The sequence below is a fragment of the Clostridium paraputrificum AGR2156 genome (assembly GCF_000424025.1).
GTDB lineage: Bacteria > Bacillota > Clostridia > Clostridiales > Clostridiaceae > Clostridium > Clostridium paraputrificum.
In genome coordinates, this window is sequence record NZ_AUJC01000016.1 from 1 (window position 1) to 16,250 (window position 16,250).

General features: G+C 29.5%; 15 protein-coding genes. 5 read left to right on the plus strand and 10 right to left on the minus strand.

The window, feature by feature from the left end; translation table 11 throughout:
- Positions 1-475: 475 nt before the first annotated feature.
- Positions 476-1,879 carry an N-acetylglucosamine-specific PTS transporter subunit IIBC gene (gene nagE / locus G594_RS0113600; RefSeq protein WP_027099092.1) on the minus strand — a complete coding sequence of 468 codons (1,404 nt, stop codon included), beginning with the start codon at positions 1,877-1,879 and terminating at the stop codon, positions 476-478.
- Positions 1,880-2,313: 434 nt separating this feature from the next.
- Here nagE and G594_RS0113605 point away from each other — a divergent pair, with 434 nt between their 5' ends.
- Entirely contained in the window at positions 2,314-2,820 is a 507-nt protein-coding gene (locus G594_RS0113605) for a PTS sugar transporter subunit IIA (RefSeq protein WP_027099093.1), read from the plus strand.
- Between the two features lie 41 nt (positions 2,821-2,861).
- On the opposite strand, the gene G594_RS0113610 is transcribed toward G594_RS0113605, so the two are convergent.
- From G594_RS0113610 to G594_RS20565, 4 genes are all read right to left on the minus strand, one after another.
- A complete protein-coding gene (locus tag G594_RS0113610; RefSeq protein ID WP_027099094.1) occupies positions 2,862-4,511 on the minus strand; it encodes a PTS transporter subunit EIIC in 1,650 nt (549 codons plus the stop codon).
- A 259-nt stretch (positions 4,512-4,770) separates the two neighbouring features.
- On the minus strand, positions 4,771-5,616 hold the full coding sequence (locus G594_RS0113620; protein WP_027099095.1) for a PRD domain-containing protein: 846 nt from the start codon (positions 5,614-5,616) through the stop codon (positions 4,771-4,773).
- Between the two features lie 3 nt (positions 5,617-5,619).
- Positions 5,620-6,555, minus strand: coding sequence for a GNAT family N-acetyltransferase (locus G594_RS0113625; protein ID WP_027099096.1), 936 nt, complete (start codon positions 6,553-6,555; stop codon positions 5,620-5,622).
- A 243-nt stretch (positions 6,556-6,798) separates the two neighbouring features.
- The gene (locus G594_RS20565; protein WP_242829729.1) at positions 6,799-6,990 is read right to left on the minus strand and encodes a hypothetical protein; all 192 of its coding nucleotides are present in this window, start codon (positions 6,988-6,990) and stop codon (positions 6,799-6,801) included.
- Here G594_RS20565 and G594_RS20570 point away from each other — a divergent pair.
- Positions 6,956-7,378: a DUF4230 domain-containing protein gene (locus G594_RS20570; protein WP_242829730.1), complete on the plus strand. Its 423-nt coding sequence runs from the start codon at positions 6,956-6,958 to the stop codon at positions 7,376-7,378. The two genes, G594_RS20565 and G594_RS20570, sit on opposite strands and share 35 nt — an antisense overlap.
- Before the next feature lie 119 nt (positions 7,379-7,497).
- Here G594_RS20570 and G594_RS0113635 read toward each other — a convergent pair whose 3' ends face one another.
- Positions 7,498-8,256, minus strand: coding sequence for a tRNA threonylcarbamoyladenosine dehydratase (locus G594_RS0113635; RefSeq protein ID WP_027099097.1), 759 nt, complete (start codon positions 8,254-8,256; stop codon positions 7,498-7,500).
- Between the two features lie 147 nt (positions 8,257-8,403).
- Here G594_RS0113635 and G594_RS19710 point away from each other — a divergent pair, with 147 nt between their 5' ends.
- Genes G594_RS19710 through G594_RS0113650 form a run of 3 tightly spaced genes read left to right on the plus strand, consistent with a single transcriptional unit; the run spans position 8,404 to position 11,193 of the window.
- Positions 8,404-9,273 carry a CPBP family intramembrane glutamic endopeptidase gene (locus tag G594_RS19710; protein ID WP_051196019.1) on the plus strand — a complete coding sequence of 290 codons (870 nt, stop codon included), beginning with the start codon at positions 8,404-8,406 and terminating at the stop codon, positions 9,271-9,273.
- A gap of 56 nt (positions 9,274-9,329) precedes the next feature.
- Positions 9,330-10,025 carry a 5'-methylthioadenosine/adenosylhomocysteine nucleosidase gene (locus tag G594_RS0113645; RefSeq protein WP_027099098.1) on the plus strand — a complete coding sequence of 232 codons (696 nt, stop codon included), beginning with the start codon at positions 9,330-9,332 and terminating at the stop codon, positions 10,023-10,025.
- Between the two features lie 58 nt (positions 10,026-10,083).
- The gene (locus G594_RS0113650) at positions 10,084-11,193 is read left to right on the plus strand and encodes a metallophosphoesterase (RefSeq protein ID WP_051196020.1); all 1,110 of its coding nucleotides are present in this window, start codon (positions 10,084-10,086) and stop codon (positions 11,191-11,193) included.
- Between the two features lie 28 nt (positions 11,194-11,221).
- On the opposite strand, the gene G594_RS0113655 is transcribed toward G594_RS0113650, so the two are convergent.
- The 4 genes from G594_RS0113655 to G594_RS0113670 form a co-directional block, all read right to left on the minus strand.
- Positions 11,222-12,583 (minus strand): methyl-accepting chemotaxis protein, encoded by a 1,362-nt coding sequence (locus G594_RS0113655; RefSeq protein WP_027099100.1) that lies wholly within the window; start codon positions 12,581-12,583, stop codon positions 11,222-11,224.
- Positions 12,584-12,769: 186 nt separating this feature from the next.
- Positions 12,770-14,026, minus strand: a complete 1,257-nt coding sequence (locus tag G594_RS0113660; RefSeq protein ID WP_027099101.1) for a DUF1015 domain-containing protein — start codon at positions 14,024-14,026, stop codon at positions 12,770-12,772.
- A 21-nt stretch (positions 14,027-14,047) separates the two neighbouring features.
- Positions 14,048-14,956 carry a D-2-hydroxyacid dehydrogenase gene (locus G594_RS0113665; protein ID WP_027099102.1) on the minus strand — a complete coding sequence of 303 codons (909 nt, stop codon included), beginning with the start codon at positions 14,954-14,956 and terminating at the stop codon, positions 14,048-14,050.
- A gap of 77 nt (positions 14,957-15,033) precedes the next feature.
- Positions 15,034-16,107, minus strand: a complete 1,074-nt coding sequence (locus tag G594_RS0113670) for a pyridoxal-phosphate-dependent aminotransferase family protein (protein WP_027099103.1) — start codon at positions 16,105-16,107, stop codon at positions 15,034-15,036.
- Between the last annotated feature and the right edge of the window lie 143 nt (positions 16,108-16,250).

Consider the following 16,250-nt stretch of genomic DNA (forward strand, 5'->3'; position numbering starts at 1 on the left):
GTCCTGAGCCAGGATCAAACTCTCAATAAAAAGTTTAATCTTGCTACTTGATTTCTCAAGTTTACTCGTAAAAAAGAATTGCTGGTTTTTAACTTTATATTCTGTTCAATTTTCAAAGACCAATTTGTATGTCGCACTCAATCGACTACTTTATCTTACCACTCAACTCGAATCTTGTCAACAACTTTTTTATTTTTTTCAAATTTACTTGTTGTCCACATTTACTTGATTCCTGCCTTGCGACGAGATTTATCTTATCACGATATTCGACATCACACGACATATAATTTCTTATTTTCTTAAGTTAAACTTTATATAACTTGGCATATCTACTATTCTCTTTATTATTCACATGGTGATACACCAGGATTAGTGTAATAATTTGAATTTGATTTTTATACGATTATAAACAAAAGAGACGTAGAATTAACCAACTCTACGTCTCTTATTATGAAGTTAGGGAAGAACTTCTAAACTACATTAATTGTTTTATATTCGTTACTAGTGGATCAGCTAAAGTACCAACAACTATTTGATAGTTAGTTTCATCTAACTTCATAATTCCGCTAGCACCTAAACTCTTAAGCTTCTTTTCATCAATTAATCCACCATTTACAACAGTTAATCTTATTCTAGTTATACACGCATCTATACTTTCTATATTAGCTGAACCACCTATTGCTTCTAATATTCCTTCAGCCTTTTTAGCTATTCCTGATGACTTTTCCAATTCTCCATTATCACCAACAACATCTTCATCATCTTCTCTACCTGGAGTCTTTAAGTTAAATTTCTTAATTACTAAGTAGAACACTACAAAGTAAATTGCTGCGAATATTAGTCCTACTCCTATAGCTAAAATCGGTTTTGTTGATATACCAAATCCAAGTAAGTAATCTGTTAAACCTGCCGAGAATCCAAATCCTAATTTAATACCTAAAATACTTGCAACTGCTAACGCTATACCAGTCATTAATGCATGGAATACATATAATACTGGAGCTAAGAACATAAATGTAAACTCTATTGGTTCTGTTATACCTGTTAAAAATGCTGTTAAAGCAATACTTAAGAACATACCAGTTACAGCTTTTCTCTTAGACTTTTTAGCTGCTAATATCATAGCGAAACATGCTGCTGGTAATGCAAACATCATTATAAAGAAGAAGCCACTCATGTAAGTACCTGCAGTAGGGTCTCCAGCAAAGAATCTAGCTATATCCCCATATACTATAGTACCATCAGCCTTTGGATATGAACCAAATTGGAACCAGAATATTGAGTTAAATACATGGTGTAATCCAAATGGAAGTAATAATCTATTTAATAAACCAAATACGAAAGCACCTATTGCTCCTGCTGCTGCCATTTCGTTACCAAATGTATCTAAGGCACCTTGAATAGATGGCCATACAAATCCAGCAACAACACCTAGTATTAAACAAGAAACTGAAGTTATAATAGGCACAAATCTCTTACCACCAAAGAATCCTAGGAATTCTGGAAGCTGAATATCATTAAACTTATTATATAAGTATCCAGTTAATATACCTACTATAATACCTGCTAGAACTCCCATATTAATGCTTTTATCAAAGGAAGTCGCTACATTAGTAATTGTGAAATACCCAACAACTGCTGCAAGACCTGCAGTACCATTGTTTTGTTTTGCTAAACCTATTGCTATACCAACCGCAAAAATAATTGCTAAATTATCAAAAATTGCTGCACCTGCACCTGCCATCCATGGAAGGTCAAGAACATCCGCTGCACCAAGTCTATTTAGTATTGCCGCTGCTGGCATTACCGCTACTGGTGTCATCATTGCTTTTCCTAGTTTTTGAAACATTCCTAGGACTTTGTTATTTCCTTTTGACATATAAAATCCTCCTTTTTTAATAAACATTTCAGATTAACTTGGCTAAATAATAAATGTATAATTTCTGTTTTTGGGCAACAAAAAAAGCCGAAAAGAAATAGAATTTTACTTCCATTCTTTCCGGCTAATGCCCATATTGGTAACACGCCAATTTATAATCCGTTATTTATCTTTGACTTTATTTTATTATAAAAACCTTTACATGTCAATATACAATTTAAAATAATTTAATACAAAATTATTGACACTTACTTTTACCAAATATATAATGAGATTAAACGTGTTACTGTTAGATCAGGCATAAGTTTTCATATAAAACTTATGCCTTTTTTTATATGTATATATTAATCAATATACTCTAAAACTAAGAAGAGTTATAGTAGTATATAGTTAAGAAAGGATGTGAGTCTTCCTGTTATATTCAGGAGGTAATTATGTTTGGATTTTTAAAAAAGAAAAAAAATGAACAATCTGTAGAAAACAATTTTAGATTAGTATCAGCTGTAGCTGGTAAATCAATTCCACTATCTGAGGTTCCAGATCCAGTATTCGCACAAAAAATGGCTGGAGATGGTATTGCTATTGACACTACTGGTGATACTATAGTTGCTCCTGCTGATGGAGAATTAACTTTAGTATTCAAAACAAAACATGCTTTTGCATTAACATTAGAAAATGGTGTTGAGCTTTTAGTACATATAGGAATAGAAACAGTAGGCCTAGAAGGTGAAGGTTTCGAACAATTAGTTGAACAAGGAGCAAAGGTTAAAGCTGGAACTCCAATAATCAAGATTGATAGAGAATTAATAAAGAGTAAGGGATTATCATTAATTACTCCAATATTAATAACAAATCCTGATATCTTAGGAACAATAACACCAGTTGAAAATATAGATACTATCGCTGGAGAAACAACAGTTATAGAATATACAGTTAAATAATAAAAGCGAAGGATGATTCCTTCGCTTTTATTATTTATATATTAGTTTATTCCTAATATTTTATTTATTTCATTCTTATATCTATCAGCTTTAACTCCAAATATTGCTTGAATTCCGTTACCTACTTCTACAACACCTGTTGCACCTAAAGCTTTTATTCTATCTTTATCTACTTTTGACTTATCTTTAACTTCTATTCTAAGTCTTGTAATACATGCATCAACACTTACTATATTTTCTTCTCCACCAAATGCTTCTAATACTAATGGTGCATTTTCTTCTATTTCACCCTTAGCTCCTTTTGATGCTTGGTAGTCAGCTTTTGTAAATAACTTAGTATCCTCTTCGTTTTCATCTCTACCAGGAGTTTTTAAGTTAAACTTCTTTATCATAAATGAGAATAAGAAATAGTAAACTACTGCATATACTAATCCAACAACTATAACCATAAACCACTTAGTTGGAACTCCTGCACCTGCTGGAAGTAATCCAAATAAGCTAAAGTCTATTAAACCACCTGAGAAAGTCATACCTATAAATACGTTAAATATATCCATTAGCATGAATGATAAACCTGCAAGTAAACAATGAACCCCATATAAAACTGGTGCTACGAATAAGAATGTAAACTCTAAAGGTTCAGTAATACCTGTTAATAATGAAGTAACTGCTGCTGCTAATAATAATGACCCAACAGTCTTCTTCTTATTTGGTGCTGCACATCTATACATTGCAAATGCTGCTGCTGGTAAACCAAACATCATGAATGGGAATTTACCTGCCATGAATCTTGTAGTACCACTAACAATATTAGCCATAGTATCTGCAGATGCACCAACTAAATCTGTCATGCTTGATAATTGAGCAAAGTATGCTGTGTTCGCACCTGCAACTGTTTGCCATGCTCCATCTACTAAAACATGACCTTCAACAAATGAACCAAACCAGAATGGAGTATAGAATACGTGATGTAATCCAAATGGAATTAACGCTCTTTCTATTATTCCATATAGTAATGTTCCTATTGAACCTGCATCTCTAACTACATTTGCAATTACTGCTATACCATCTTGAACAACAGGCCATGCAAAAGCAAGTACTGCACCAACTAAAGCCATAACAACAGAAGTTATTATTGGTACAAATCTTGAACCAGAGAAGAAACCTATAACTTGTGGTAATTGAATTTCATGGAACTTATCATGTAATAGCGCTGTAATAATACCAGTAATAATACCTCCGAATACTGACATGTTTAATGTAAATATCCCCAGGTTAGTTGTAACATAAGTTCCGTACTCTCCTACATTATTTGGAGTAAGAACTCCTAGCTGAGTAGTACCTAAAGCAAGTAATGTTGATATAACTTGATTCATTACTATGAATCCAAATACAGAAGCTAGGGCAGCAGTTCCTTTATCTTTCTTAGCTAAACCAACTGCTACTCCCACTGCAAATAAAATTGGTAAGTTACCAAATACGATATCACCTATATTCTTCATAACTGTTAATATTGCAGTTACTGCTGGTATATTAACAAATGAAATTAATGGTTCATATACTGCTGGTGGATTACTTAATCCTGAGATACCTAATAATGCACCACCAACTCCTAGTAGTATACCTGCAATAGGTAATGCTGCTATTGGAAGCATTATAGCTTTACCTATTCTTTGTAAATATTTAAGCATTTCTAATTCCTCCTAAAATACTAATTATAAGTTCTAGTAGTAAGGTAAATTTATTAAAGCTGGCCAGCTAAAGGCAATTTAGGCAACAAAAAAAGACTCAATTATAGCATTTCTAAATCTACTTATAATTATTCCTAATAAGTAAATCATAATACTTCTATCAAGTCTTGCCTGCATTACCAGTTACACCTTACTTTATTTAATTTATAATTTAATAATATCATATCCATAAACTCATGTGAAGTTTTTTTTATAATTATTATCTAATTGACATTCTAAATCTTTCTATATGAATTGTTAAAAATGTCACTTCATCTTCCATGACCTTTATACCTAATTCATCCTCTATAATTTTAGCCACCTCTTCTGCTACAGAAAATGATTCTTTATAACTTGACTTAATAATTTTTGTAAGTTCATTGTCTATATGTATATTTTCCATAATTCTTTGAATAGCAAATTTAATATGGGTTAAGAATCTAGCATAATCTAATGACTTTCTATCTATTTCTATATTTAACCTATCTTCAACATGTTCTACTATAGTACTTCCTAAATAACTATTCTTTAATGTATTTGATATCTTTCCATTATTTATTGCCGAATGTATATGCAGTGCTATAAATGCGATTTCACCATCAGGTATATCTACATTGCAATATGCTCCTACCTTTTTAGCAACCATATCTGCTAACATATATTCCTTAGAATATAGTGTTTCTATCTCAACCAAAAAAGGATTTTCAATCTCTTCATTATTTTTCAATCTTTTTACTGCAAAATATAGGTGATCAATTAATCCTATATGAATACTTTCATTTAACTCTTGATTTATTTTTTCCGATATTTCATATATAGCCTCTTCACATACAACAAAGAAGTCATTATCCACTTTTTCTATCATAGTATTAAGATTTTCAATATTATCACTATCTGCAATAGTAAATATCTTATCTACTTTTATTCCTTTTGGTATAACATATCCAGGCTTCTTTCCAAACCCTATTCCCTTAGCAAATAATATTTTTTCATGATCCTCTGAATTTACTAATATAATGTTATTATTAAATACCTTAGTTACTATTTCATCATTACTTAAAATCAACCTTTAATCACCCCTTACTTTATAATAGGTAATATGGTCTTTCCATCCACCATTTATATATAAATACTTTTTATTTATTCCTAACTCTTTGAAACCACAACCAATTAATACATGCTTTGAAGGTTCATTATCAACTAAGGCTGAAGCCTCTACTCTATGAAGATCTAAATCCTCGAATGCATAATTAACAACTAAGTTAACAGCTTCTTTCATATATCCTTTGCCTTGTTCATCTTTATCAATAGAATATCCAAGTATTCCACTTTTAAAAATTCCATATACTATATTAGACAATTTAAGCTTTCCTATTAGGTAATCATCTTTAAATATGCCTAAGTCTACTGCTGTTCCATTTAAGAATTGTCTATAGCTATCACTCAATATATTTTTTTGTACTTCATAAGTGTAAAAACTATTATCCCTTAAAGGTTCAAATGGTTCTAGATGTTTTTTATTTCTTATATAATAATCCAACAGATTTTGTGCATGCTCTGGAGCTAATAACTTAATATTAAAATCTCTACCTTCTATATTCACTAAACTTATTCTGTTCCCATAATTATAATCACTTCTATTTATCCCCATGGATAATTCACTAAAATAATTTCCTTGTGAATATATATTTTCATTAAATATACCTTCTAGAACGAACCCTAAGTCTAAGAATGGGCTTACAGGAATAAGTTCAGAAATAAAGATATTAATTTTATTTACTCTTATTTCATTAAATACAGCTTTTAATACTAACTTTAAGGTTTCAATCAGTAAATCTTGATCATTAACTCTATAAAATTTAAACTTAATATCACATTTTCTATTCTCTTCATTTAAATCCATAATTATAAATCTACCAATGTTTATTTTATCCTTATCTTTTATAATATACTCATTAGAATTACCAGGACTTTTTAAAATGCTTATTCCCAATGTCTGTGGCATAAAGTCATCTCCTAAACCATCATATATAATAACCTATTATATATTATAGTTTAAAATCTTTACAATACAAGAAGTACAAAGTTGTGAAATTAATCAATTTAACATATATTTATTCTCTTCCTCATATATTTAATTAAAATTAATTACATAAGGAGGTTTTTCCATAAAATTATTAAAAAAGAATAAACAAAAAAACTCTTTATTAATTCCTTGTATACTTATTTTTTTAGGTATCTTTATTGGTTATACTATTTTTCTACTTCCTTCAAAATCGAAAAAACAATGGACACTTCCCGATGCATCAGGTACAGGGGTTAAATATCTAACAGAGGAAAGTATTATAAATAATATAAATGAAACTAATCTCTTAATTCCTTTAGAACTTGAGCTATCTGAAACAATTACTGTTGATGATAGTTGGGGAGACTTTAGCATATTTGAAAAATATAAAGAGATAACTTATTTTGCTGATTGTTTTTATATGATTGATTTATCTAAAATTTCCTCTTCTGATTTAAAAATGAATTCTACTACTAGAGATGTAGAACTTAATATCTCGGCCCCCACAGTATACTCGGTAAATATAAATCATAATAAAACAATTTATGAGGAAGCTGTGACAGGATTACTTAGATTTGGAGATATAGAATTAAATGCAGAAGAGTATGGTGTAATAGAAAGAGAAGTAAAGAAACGATTTACTAATAAAATGAATTCTAAAGATTTATATGATAGAGCTTGTTCTTCTAGCAACATAGCTTTAGAAAAGTTTTTAAAAACTATTCTTGGAGAAGATATTAAAACAACATTTATATATAAATAAAATAAACCTATATTTATATGTTTATATGTTTTTATATTTTTATATTTATATAAATATAAGTTCTTCATATTAATAAAGAGCGCTGTAAAGTTTATTAACCTTACAACAGCTCTTTTATTTTACATAGATAATATATCTTTAATAACTTCTCCAGCTATTATCATCCCAGCAACAGGTGGAACAAAGGACATACTTCCTGGTATCTGTCTTTTAGCTGCACACTTTTTAGTTGATTCACCAGTACAAACACATCCAGTTTTACAAGTAACTACATCTTCTGTTCTTGGTTTTGTAGGAATCTCTTCAGAATAAACAACCTTAAGTTTCTTTACTCCCCTTCTCTTCAACTCATATCTCATAACCTTAGCTAAAGGACATACTTTAGTCTTATATATATCCGCCACCTTAAATTGAGTTGGATCAAACTTATTTCCTGTACCCATTGAACTCATAATATTTATTCCTTTAGCAGAACAATATTCAACTAAGGCAATCTTTGCTGATACTGTATCAATTGCATCAACTACATAATCAACGTCATCTGGAATTAATTCTGGTATATTTTCTTTAGTTACAAATACTTGATGAGTTATTACCTCACACTTTCTGTTTATAGAAAGAATTCTTTCTTTCATAACTTCAACTTTAACCTTACTTATAGTTTTATAAGTAGCGTGTATTTGTCTATTTAAGTTTGTAAGACATACAGTATCATCATCAACTAATATTAATGTTCCTACTCCTGCTCTTGTTAATGCCTCTACAGTATAGCTTCCTACTCCTCCTACTCCAAATATCATTACTTTACTATTTCTTAATTTATCTAAACCATCTTTTCCAATTAATAATTCTGTTCTAGATAAAGGATGTTGTAACATTCCTAATCTCTCCTTACATTTAAAGATTTTATTTGTTTATTTTATTTTATATCTTATATTATTGCAACCCCAATATTTCTTTATTTATTGTTATAAATTCCAGTAATTGTATATAATTAAAATATAAGTTTATAAGGGGGAATTTCTATGAGAAATTTAATGCAAAACATTTTTAGTCCTTTAAAAAATATAGAAAACGAGAATATAGAATTTGATATTGGATTTTGGAAAAGTATAGGAGTAATTTTATTATGGCTAATTGTTGATTTTATTATTACGCTTTTATCATATCCATTAACTCTTCAATCTAAAGTAGAATCTTTAACTTTTTCTATCATTTCAGTAGTAAAGTTATTTTTCTTACCTATTGAGGTATTTATACTTAATAAAGTCTTTGGAAGAAGAACAAATGAACTAAATACATTTAAAAAAGTTAATAAAAAGACAATATTCCATATTACATTAGTACTTACAATCTTTAGACTTTTATATGACGCTTTTATTTTACCAATAATTCTTAGAATACCTGAAAGCGATACTTTGATACAAGCTGAGCAAAATTTAAATAGTTCTTTTATTTATCTCATCTTATCTGTATGTATAATAGCTCCTATAATAGAAGAAGTTATTTTTAGGGGAATAATATTAAACGGTATGCTTAAAAGATATAATCCTTCTACAGCTATTATTATATCTTCACTATTATTTGCTTTGATACATGGTAATCTTCATCAAGGAATAAATGCTTTTTTATTAGCATTAATAATTGGTTGTATATATTACAAAACACACTCTTTATACTTGACTATTTACTGCCACTTTTTTAATAATACTGCTTCATTTATCCTTTTTATTCCTTCTGCCATTGGTGGAGTAGCTTTTAACATATTAATTTCTTGTTTAATAAGTATTCCTATACTAATTTATTTAAAAAAACATATGCATCTTAATTATGAAAGACGCTTTATAAGTATAATCCCAATAGATGAAAATTTATATTCCAATGATGAAATGTAATATGTTAAACTATAACTATTATTTTATGAATAAACACTTTTAGGAGGATAAATAAAATGACTTTAGGAATAATCGCTGCAATGAGCGAAGAATTAGAAATATTATTAAAAGATATGCAACTTGACTCTTCAACTACAAAAGCTGGAATGACTTTTAACAAAGGTAAGCTTTGGAGTAATGAAGTAATTGCTGTAGTTTGTGGAATTGGAAAAGTAAACGCAGCTGTATGTACACAAATATTAGTATCTGAATTTAACGTAGATAAGGTTATAAATGTTGGTGTTGCTGGTGGTATAGGAAAGGATATATATCCTGGTGATGTAGTTATAGCTACTAACTTAGTTGAACATGATATGGATACTACTGCATTTGGGGATCCACATGGTCAAGTTCCTAGAATGGATACTTTCGATTTTAAATGTGATTCTTCTTTAATAGAATCAGCAAATAGTGCATGTAAAAAGGTTGGAGGTTTCAATACCTTTACAGGTAGAATTGTATCTGGAGATGTATTTGTTGCAGATGTAGAAAAAATTAAGTGGCTAGAAAAAGAATTTAATGCTTTATCTTGCGAGATGGAAGGTGCAAGTATTGCTCACGTTTGCTACTTAAACAACATTCCTGTTGTAGTTATTAGATCAATATCTGATAATGCTAACAATGGAGCTCATATGGACTTTGAAAAGTTCACCCCAATAGCAGTTAAAAACTCTACTTCAATATTAAAAGAAATGCTACTTTCTATGAATTAATAAAATTATACCTACTAGCTACTTTAGCTAGTAGGTATATTTATAGGAGATGATGAAATTGGTTTTAAGTATTGTTGCTTTTATATTTGCATATGGATTAATTAATTATCTTATTGGCAAAAGAATATACAAGTCAATTAATAATAAGATAAAACTTCCCCCTAAATTATTTACTATTTTATTTATCTTATTAAGTTCTTCATTTATTCTTTATGAACTTATTAAAAATTATGTTCCTACATTTATAAATAAGTTATTATATTTTATTGGATCATATTATCTAGCTTTTCTTTTTTACATAATTTTGTTATTTGTAATATCTTTTATTATTTATAGAATATTTAAAAATAAAAAATTAAACTTAGACTTATATTTTTATTCCATTATTCTATCATTAATATTGGTGTGTATAGGTACATACTTTAGTCACTCAATATCTATTAAAAATTATGATATAAAAATAGATAAAACTTTAAAAGATGATGTTAACATAGTACTTGTTTCTGATATACACTTGGGCGAAGTAATTGAAAATAAAAGATTAAATACTTTAGTTGAAAAAATCAATTCATTAAATGGTGATATAGTCTTAATTGCAGGAGATTTAGTAGATAGTGATTTAACCCCTGTTGAAGAAAAAAATATGCTAATTTCATTAAAAGATATAAAAAGCAAATATGGAACATATCTATCCCTTGGAAATCATGATTTCTATACTAATCGATCAGATGAATTAAAAAATATGCTTACCAAAGTAAATGTGAATGTGCTCAGAGATGAAATAACTTTAATTAATGATTCCTTCTACTTAATTTGTAGGGATGATACTACTGTAAAAAGATATAACGAAGAGAGAGACTCATTAAATACTATTAAAAGTTCAATGGATAACTTTAATTCTGATAAACCTGTTATCGTTATAGATCACAATCCTGAATATTTAGATGAATCAATCAGTAATAACATTGATTTGCAAGTATCTGGTCATACCCATAAGGGTCAGGTTTTTCCTATTAATTTAATAACTGATATATTATTTGATGTTGATTATGGATTAGGAAAATTTCAGAATACTTCTATTGTAGTTACTTCTGGCTTTGGAACATGGGGACCTCCTATAAGAATAGGTAGTTCCTCTGAAATAGTAATGATTAAACTACATAATTAAAGAGTAAGGCCTAAGCCTTACTCTTTAATTATTTCCATTCTTCATCTTCTGGTTTTTCTAATCTAAATACACCTGCTGCCTTTAAAGTATTATCAGCAAGCACTCCAAGTTCCTTAGATAATTCATATACAAACTTAGATGATGAGTCCATCTCTTCTGAAGCAGAATTAATCTCTTCAGATAATGCAACAATTTCTTCCGAAGTTTCAGATATATTTTTAATTTTTTCTATAATATGATCACTCTTATTTGATACCTCTTTTGAGCTTTTTTCCAAACTATTCATTGCAGGATTCATATCAATAATTAACTTAGATATATCCTTAAATGCTGATGTTGATGTGTAAATAGTATTATTTTGCTCTTGAATATCTTTAACCATATCACTAGTTTTACTAACTAAATTTTTTGAATTACCTAAAACAGTTCCTACTAATTTATTTATATTTATAGATGATTCCTTAGTTTGTTCAGACAATGCTCTTATTTCTTCTGCAACAACACTAAAACCTCTTCCTGACTCACCAGCTCTTGCTGCCTCAATAGCTGCATTTAATGCTAAAAGATTAGTTTGTTCTGCAATTCCATTAATAAGAACTGAGATCTTATCTACTTCTTCTATATTAGCTTGCATGCTTTGAATAATAGAAACGAATTCATCAAACTTTCCATTAAAGTCTTCAAATGATGTTCTTAGCTTTTCCATATCAGAAAAACTTATGTTAGCTTTGTCATTAACGTTTCTAGACATACTAGTTATGTTATTAGTTGCTTCTAAATTAGTTTCAAGTATGCTCTTAAAATCTGTTAAAATACTTACTATATTTAGTATACTAGCAGATTCCTCTGTTAAATTTGATGTAATTTCTGATACAGACTTTGAAATATTTTCTGCTGAGTTCATTAAGCCTTGAGATGTACAAGTTAATGTATTAGATTTATCATTAACTTCAATAGCTGCACTATTCACATCTCCTAACATTTTTACAACAGCATCTTGCATTGCATCTGTTTCTATAGCTATACCAGCTAATTCATCTTCTCTTTTAAAGTGTTTTTCTCTAATTCTATAAAAGAAGTCTCCTTCTTTTAATAACTGAAAGTGAGTTCTAAATCTGTGTATTAAGGTCGCAAACTTCTCTACTGCTTTATAGATAAAAATTATACCTACCGCTAAAGCCGATAACAATATGCCAGAATAGATTAATATGATTTTATTAATTAATAATCCTATCTCTTGACTTATAGCTTCATCCGCTAAAAGCATCCTTCCAATGAAATATAGCGACAAAATGCTAATTCCATATACTATTGCAAATACCACTGCAACTTTCTTTGTAATAACAATTTTTAAACTTTTTCTATACGTTTTATCGTATTCAGTGTTCATTTGGCATTCCCCCTCGTTATATTATGATTTTTAATAGAAAAATAGCAAGACAAACATGCCTTGCTATCCATAGAGCTAGATACTTGACCATATCGCCTTATTTAATTGTCGTATCATATTTCCTAATTCTTAACATATTATGAACATTTTTTATACTTTGTGAATCTTATTAATAATAAATTCCTATTATCTTAATTTATGAACAAATAATCCACTTCTTAATTTAGGCTCAAACCATGTAGATTTAGGAGGCATTACTTGATTTGTATCAGCCACCTTCATTATATCTACAACTTCTGTAGGATACATAGAAAAAGAAACCTTCATATCCTTATGAACTCTTCTTTCTAATTCACTTAGGCCTCTTATTCCACCAATAAAGTCTATTCTGTCTGATATCCTAACATCCTCTATTCCTAATATAGGTGTAAGAATATTATCTTGTAATATTGCTACATCTAAACTCTTTATAGGATCATATTCATTAAAGCTTCCTTTTTTAGCCTCAAGCAAGTACCACTTATCTTCAATAAACATACCAAATGTATGCTTACTAGATGGTTTTATTTGTACATTTTCTTTAGATTCAGTAATTATAAAGTTATCTTTTAACTTCTCAAAGAATTCATCAGTAGATAATCCATTTAAATCTTTAACTACTCTGTTATAATCCATAACCATTAAATCATTATCCGGAAATGCTACTGCTAAGAAATAATTAAACTCTTCTTCCCCAGTATAGTCAGGATTTTCTTCTCTTCTTTTTAATCCAACCTTAACTGCAGATGCTGATCTATGATGACCATCTGCAATATAAAGATTTTCTATTTCCTTAAATAACGCTATTATTTCTTCTACTATTATTTCATTATCTATAACCCATACTTGATGACCTATTCCATCTTCTGAAATGAAGTCATATACTGGTTTTCTTTTAGTTCCTTCCTTAGTCCATTCTTTAATAACCTCAGAAGTAACCTCATCTTCTCTATAAGTTAAAAATATTGGACCTGTATTCGCATCGCAATAATCAACATGATTTATTCTGTCTAATTCTTTATCAGCCCTTGTATATTCATGTTTTTTTATAACATTATTAAGATAATCATCTATAGATGCACAAAATACTAATCCAGTTTGAGATCTTCCGTTCATTATCTGTCTGTAAATATAAAGGCAAGGTTTCTCATCTTGAATAAATTGACCATCTTCAATCATTTTGTCTAGATTTTCTCTAGCTTTCTCATAAACCTTTTTATCGTGTATATCTACAGAAGGGTCTAAGTCTATTTCTGCCCTATCAATATGAAGAAATGAGTATGGATTATCTATAGCCATATCTCTAGCCTCTTCACTACTCATAACATCATATGGCAATGCTGCTATCTTTGAGGCCAATTCTTCAATTGGTCTTATACCTTTAAACGCCTTAACTATAGCCACTTCCTTTTACCCCCTAATATTTTATAAATTAAAGAATTCTTTTATAGTTGATGCTACCTCATCACCAATTCTTATTTGTGCCTCTTCAGTTGAAGCTCCTATGTGAGGTGTTACACTTACATTAGGATGATTAACTAAAGCTTCATTTGCTGTAGGTTCTTTAGCAAATACATCTATACCTGCTCCAGCTACCTTTCCGCTGTTTAATGCATCTAATAAAGCATCTTCGTCAACAACATTTCCTCTAGCACAATTTATTAGATAGGCTCTATCTTTCATTAATTCGAACTCTTTTTTACCTATTATTGAACCTTTTTCTTTGTCATACGGAACATGCAATGATATAAAGTCAGATTTCTTTAATAAATCTTCAATATCACAGAACTCATATTCTAAGTTATCTTGTTTTCCAAATATATCATTATATATTACAGTCATTCCAAGAGCTGTAGCCTTTTTAGCTAAAGATCTACCTATTCTGCCCATTCCTATAACCCCTAAGGTTTTACCTGCAATTTCTATCCCTTTATATTTCTTCTTATTCCATTGTCCATCTCTCATTGTTACATTTGAATTATTTAAAAATCTTGCAACTGTAAACATATGAGCTAATACTAGTTCTGCAACAGAATCTGAACTTGCATTAGGAGTATTTTTTACTGTAACACCTTTATCATGAGCATGTTTTATATCAATGTTATCAACACCAACACCTGCTCTAACTACTAATTTTAATTTTCCGCCTTCAGCTTTATCTAATACATCAGCTGTAACCTTAGTAGCTGACCTTACAACAAGTGCATCAAAATCCTTTAATGCTTCTCCTAATTTATCTGCTTCTATATGCTCATTAACTACTTCTGCCCCAGCTGCTTTTAAACTCTCTATAGCAGCAGCTTCTAACCCGTCGTTTGTTAACACCTTAATCATAATATATTCCCCCTTAATCTTTGCTTATTACCATATAATTTTGAAGAGTTTAGATAATACTCTAAACTCTCAAAGTTTTATAAGCCTAAAATTTCATCAATATTCTTTAATAATTCTTTTAAATCTTCAACTTTGCAATCTGCCATATGAGCTATTCTAAAAGTCTTATCTTTTAAGCTTCCATATCCATTAGAAATTTGGAAACCTCTTTCCCCAAGTGCTTTGTTTAATGCTGATACATCTATATTCTTTGTATTCTTAACATTAGTAACTGTATTTGATAAATGATTCTTATCTGAATATAATTCAAAATTCTTTTCTGCCCAATCTCTAACTATTTTTGCCATTTCCTTATGTCTTGCAAATCTATTTTCAAGACCTTCCTCATTTAAGATATAATCTAGTTGATAATCTAAAGCAAACATATGAGAAAGTGAAGGAGTTGATGGATATTGGTAATCCTTCTTTTGAATATATTTATATAATTGAAGTAAATCTAAATAATATCCTCTGTTAGGAACTTGTTCAGCTCTCTTTCTTGCTTTCTCAGAGAATGTACAAATTGACATTCCTGGAGGCAATCCAATACACTTTTGAGTTGAAGTAATACAAATATCTATGCCACACTTGTCTACTTCTACCTTACTTCCTGCTGCAGAACTAACCATATCTACTATAAACACAACTTCAGGATATTTTTTTACTATCTCTCCTATTTCTTCAATTGGATTCATTATACCTGTAGATGTTTCATTATGAGTAACTGCTACTAAATCATACTCTCCTGTGGCAAGTGCCTTATCAACCTCTTCTGGATCAACAGCCTTACCCATTTCTACTTCATAAAGATCTGCTTGTACATTATTTGAAACTGCCATCTCGTACCATCTCTTACCAAAAGCACCTACTGAAAATACTGCTGCTTTTTTTGCTGTACAGCATCTTATAGCACCCTCCATAAGTCCACTACCAGAAGTAGTTGAAATAAGAATTTCACTTTCTGTGAAAAATATCTTTCTCATATTATCACTTATTCTTCTTTGTAATGCTGAAGCATCCTTACTTCTATGACCTATCATTGGTTCAGCCATTTTGGCTAATACTTCTGGACGTACTTCTACCGGTCCAGGAATAAATAATTTCTTATGCATGTTTAACATCCCCCTAATTATCTATATACTTATTGCTTCACTTGAATTTCTAATTAAAAAGCCCCATATGTATTTGTATGAAATACAAGTGTTCTTGTAATGTATATTATATACCATTATTATGAAATTGGGTATACTTTTTT

Excerpts from the sequence above, each read along its gene's own strand:
- nagE (WP_027099092.1), bottom strand. The coding sequence starts at position 1,879 with ATGTCAAAAGGAAATAACAAAGTCCTAGGAATGTTTCAAAAACTAGGA.
- G594_RS0113605 (WP_027099093.1), top strand. The coding sequence starts at position 2,314 with ATGTTTGGATTTTTAAAAAAGAAAAAAAATGAACAATCTGTAGAAAAC.
- G594_RS0113610 (WP_027099094.1), bottom strand. The coding sequence starts at position 4,511 with ATGCTTAAATATTTACAAAGAATAGGTAAAGCTATAATGCTTCCAATA.
- G594_RS0113625 (WP_027099096.1), bottom strand. The coding sequence starts at position 6,555 with ATGCCACAGACATTGGGAATAAGCATTTTAAAAAGTCCTGGTAATTCT.
- G594_RS20565 (WP_242829729.1), bottom strand. The coding sequence starts at position 6,990 with ATGCTAAAGTCTCCCCAACTATCATCAACAGTAATTGTTTCAGATAGC.
- G594_RS0113635 (WP_027099097.1), bottom strand. The coding sequence starts at position 8,256 with ATGTTACAACATCCTTTATCTAGAACAGAATTATTAATTGGAAAAGAT.
- G594_RS19710 (WP_051196019.1), top strand. The coding sequence starts at position 8,404 with ATGAGAAATTTAATGCAAAACATTTTTAGTCCTTTAAAAAATATAGAA.
- G594_RS0113645 (WP_027099098.1), top strand. The coding sequence starts at position 9,330 with ATGACTTTAGGAATAATCGCTGCAATGAGCGAAGAATTAGAAATATTA.
- G594_RS0113655 (WP_027099100.1), bottom strand. The coding sequence starts at position 12,583 with ATGAACACTGAATACGATAAAACGTATAGAAAAAGTTTAAAAATTGTT.
- G594_RS0113665 (WP_027099102.1), bottom strand. The coding sequence starts at position 14,956 with ATGATTAAGGTGTTAACAAACGACGGGTTAGAAGCTGCTGCTATAGAG.
- G594_RS0113670 (WP_027099103.1), bottom strand. The coding sequence starts at position 16,107 with ATGCATAAGAAATTATTTATTCCTGGACCGGTAGAAGTACGTCCAGAA.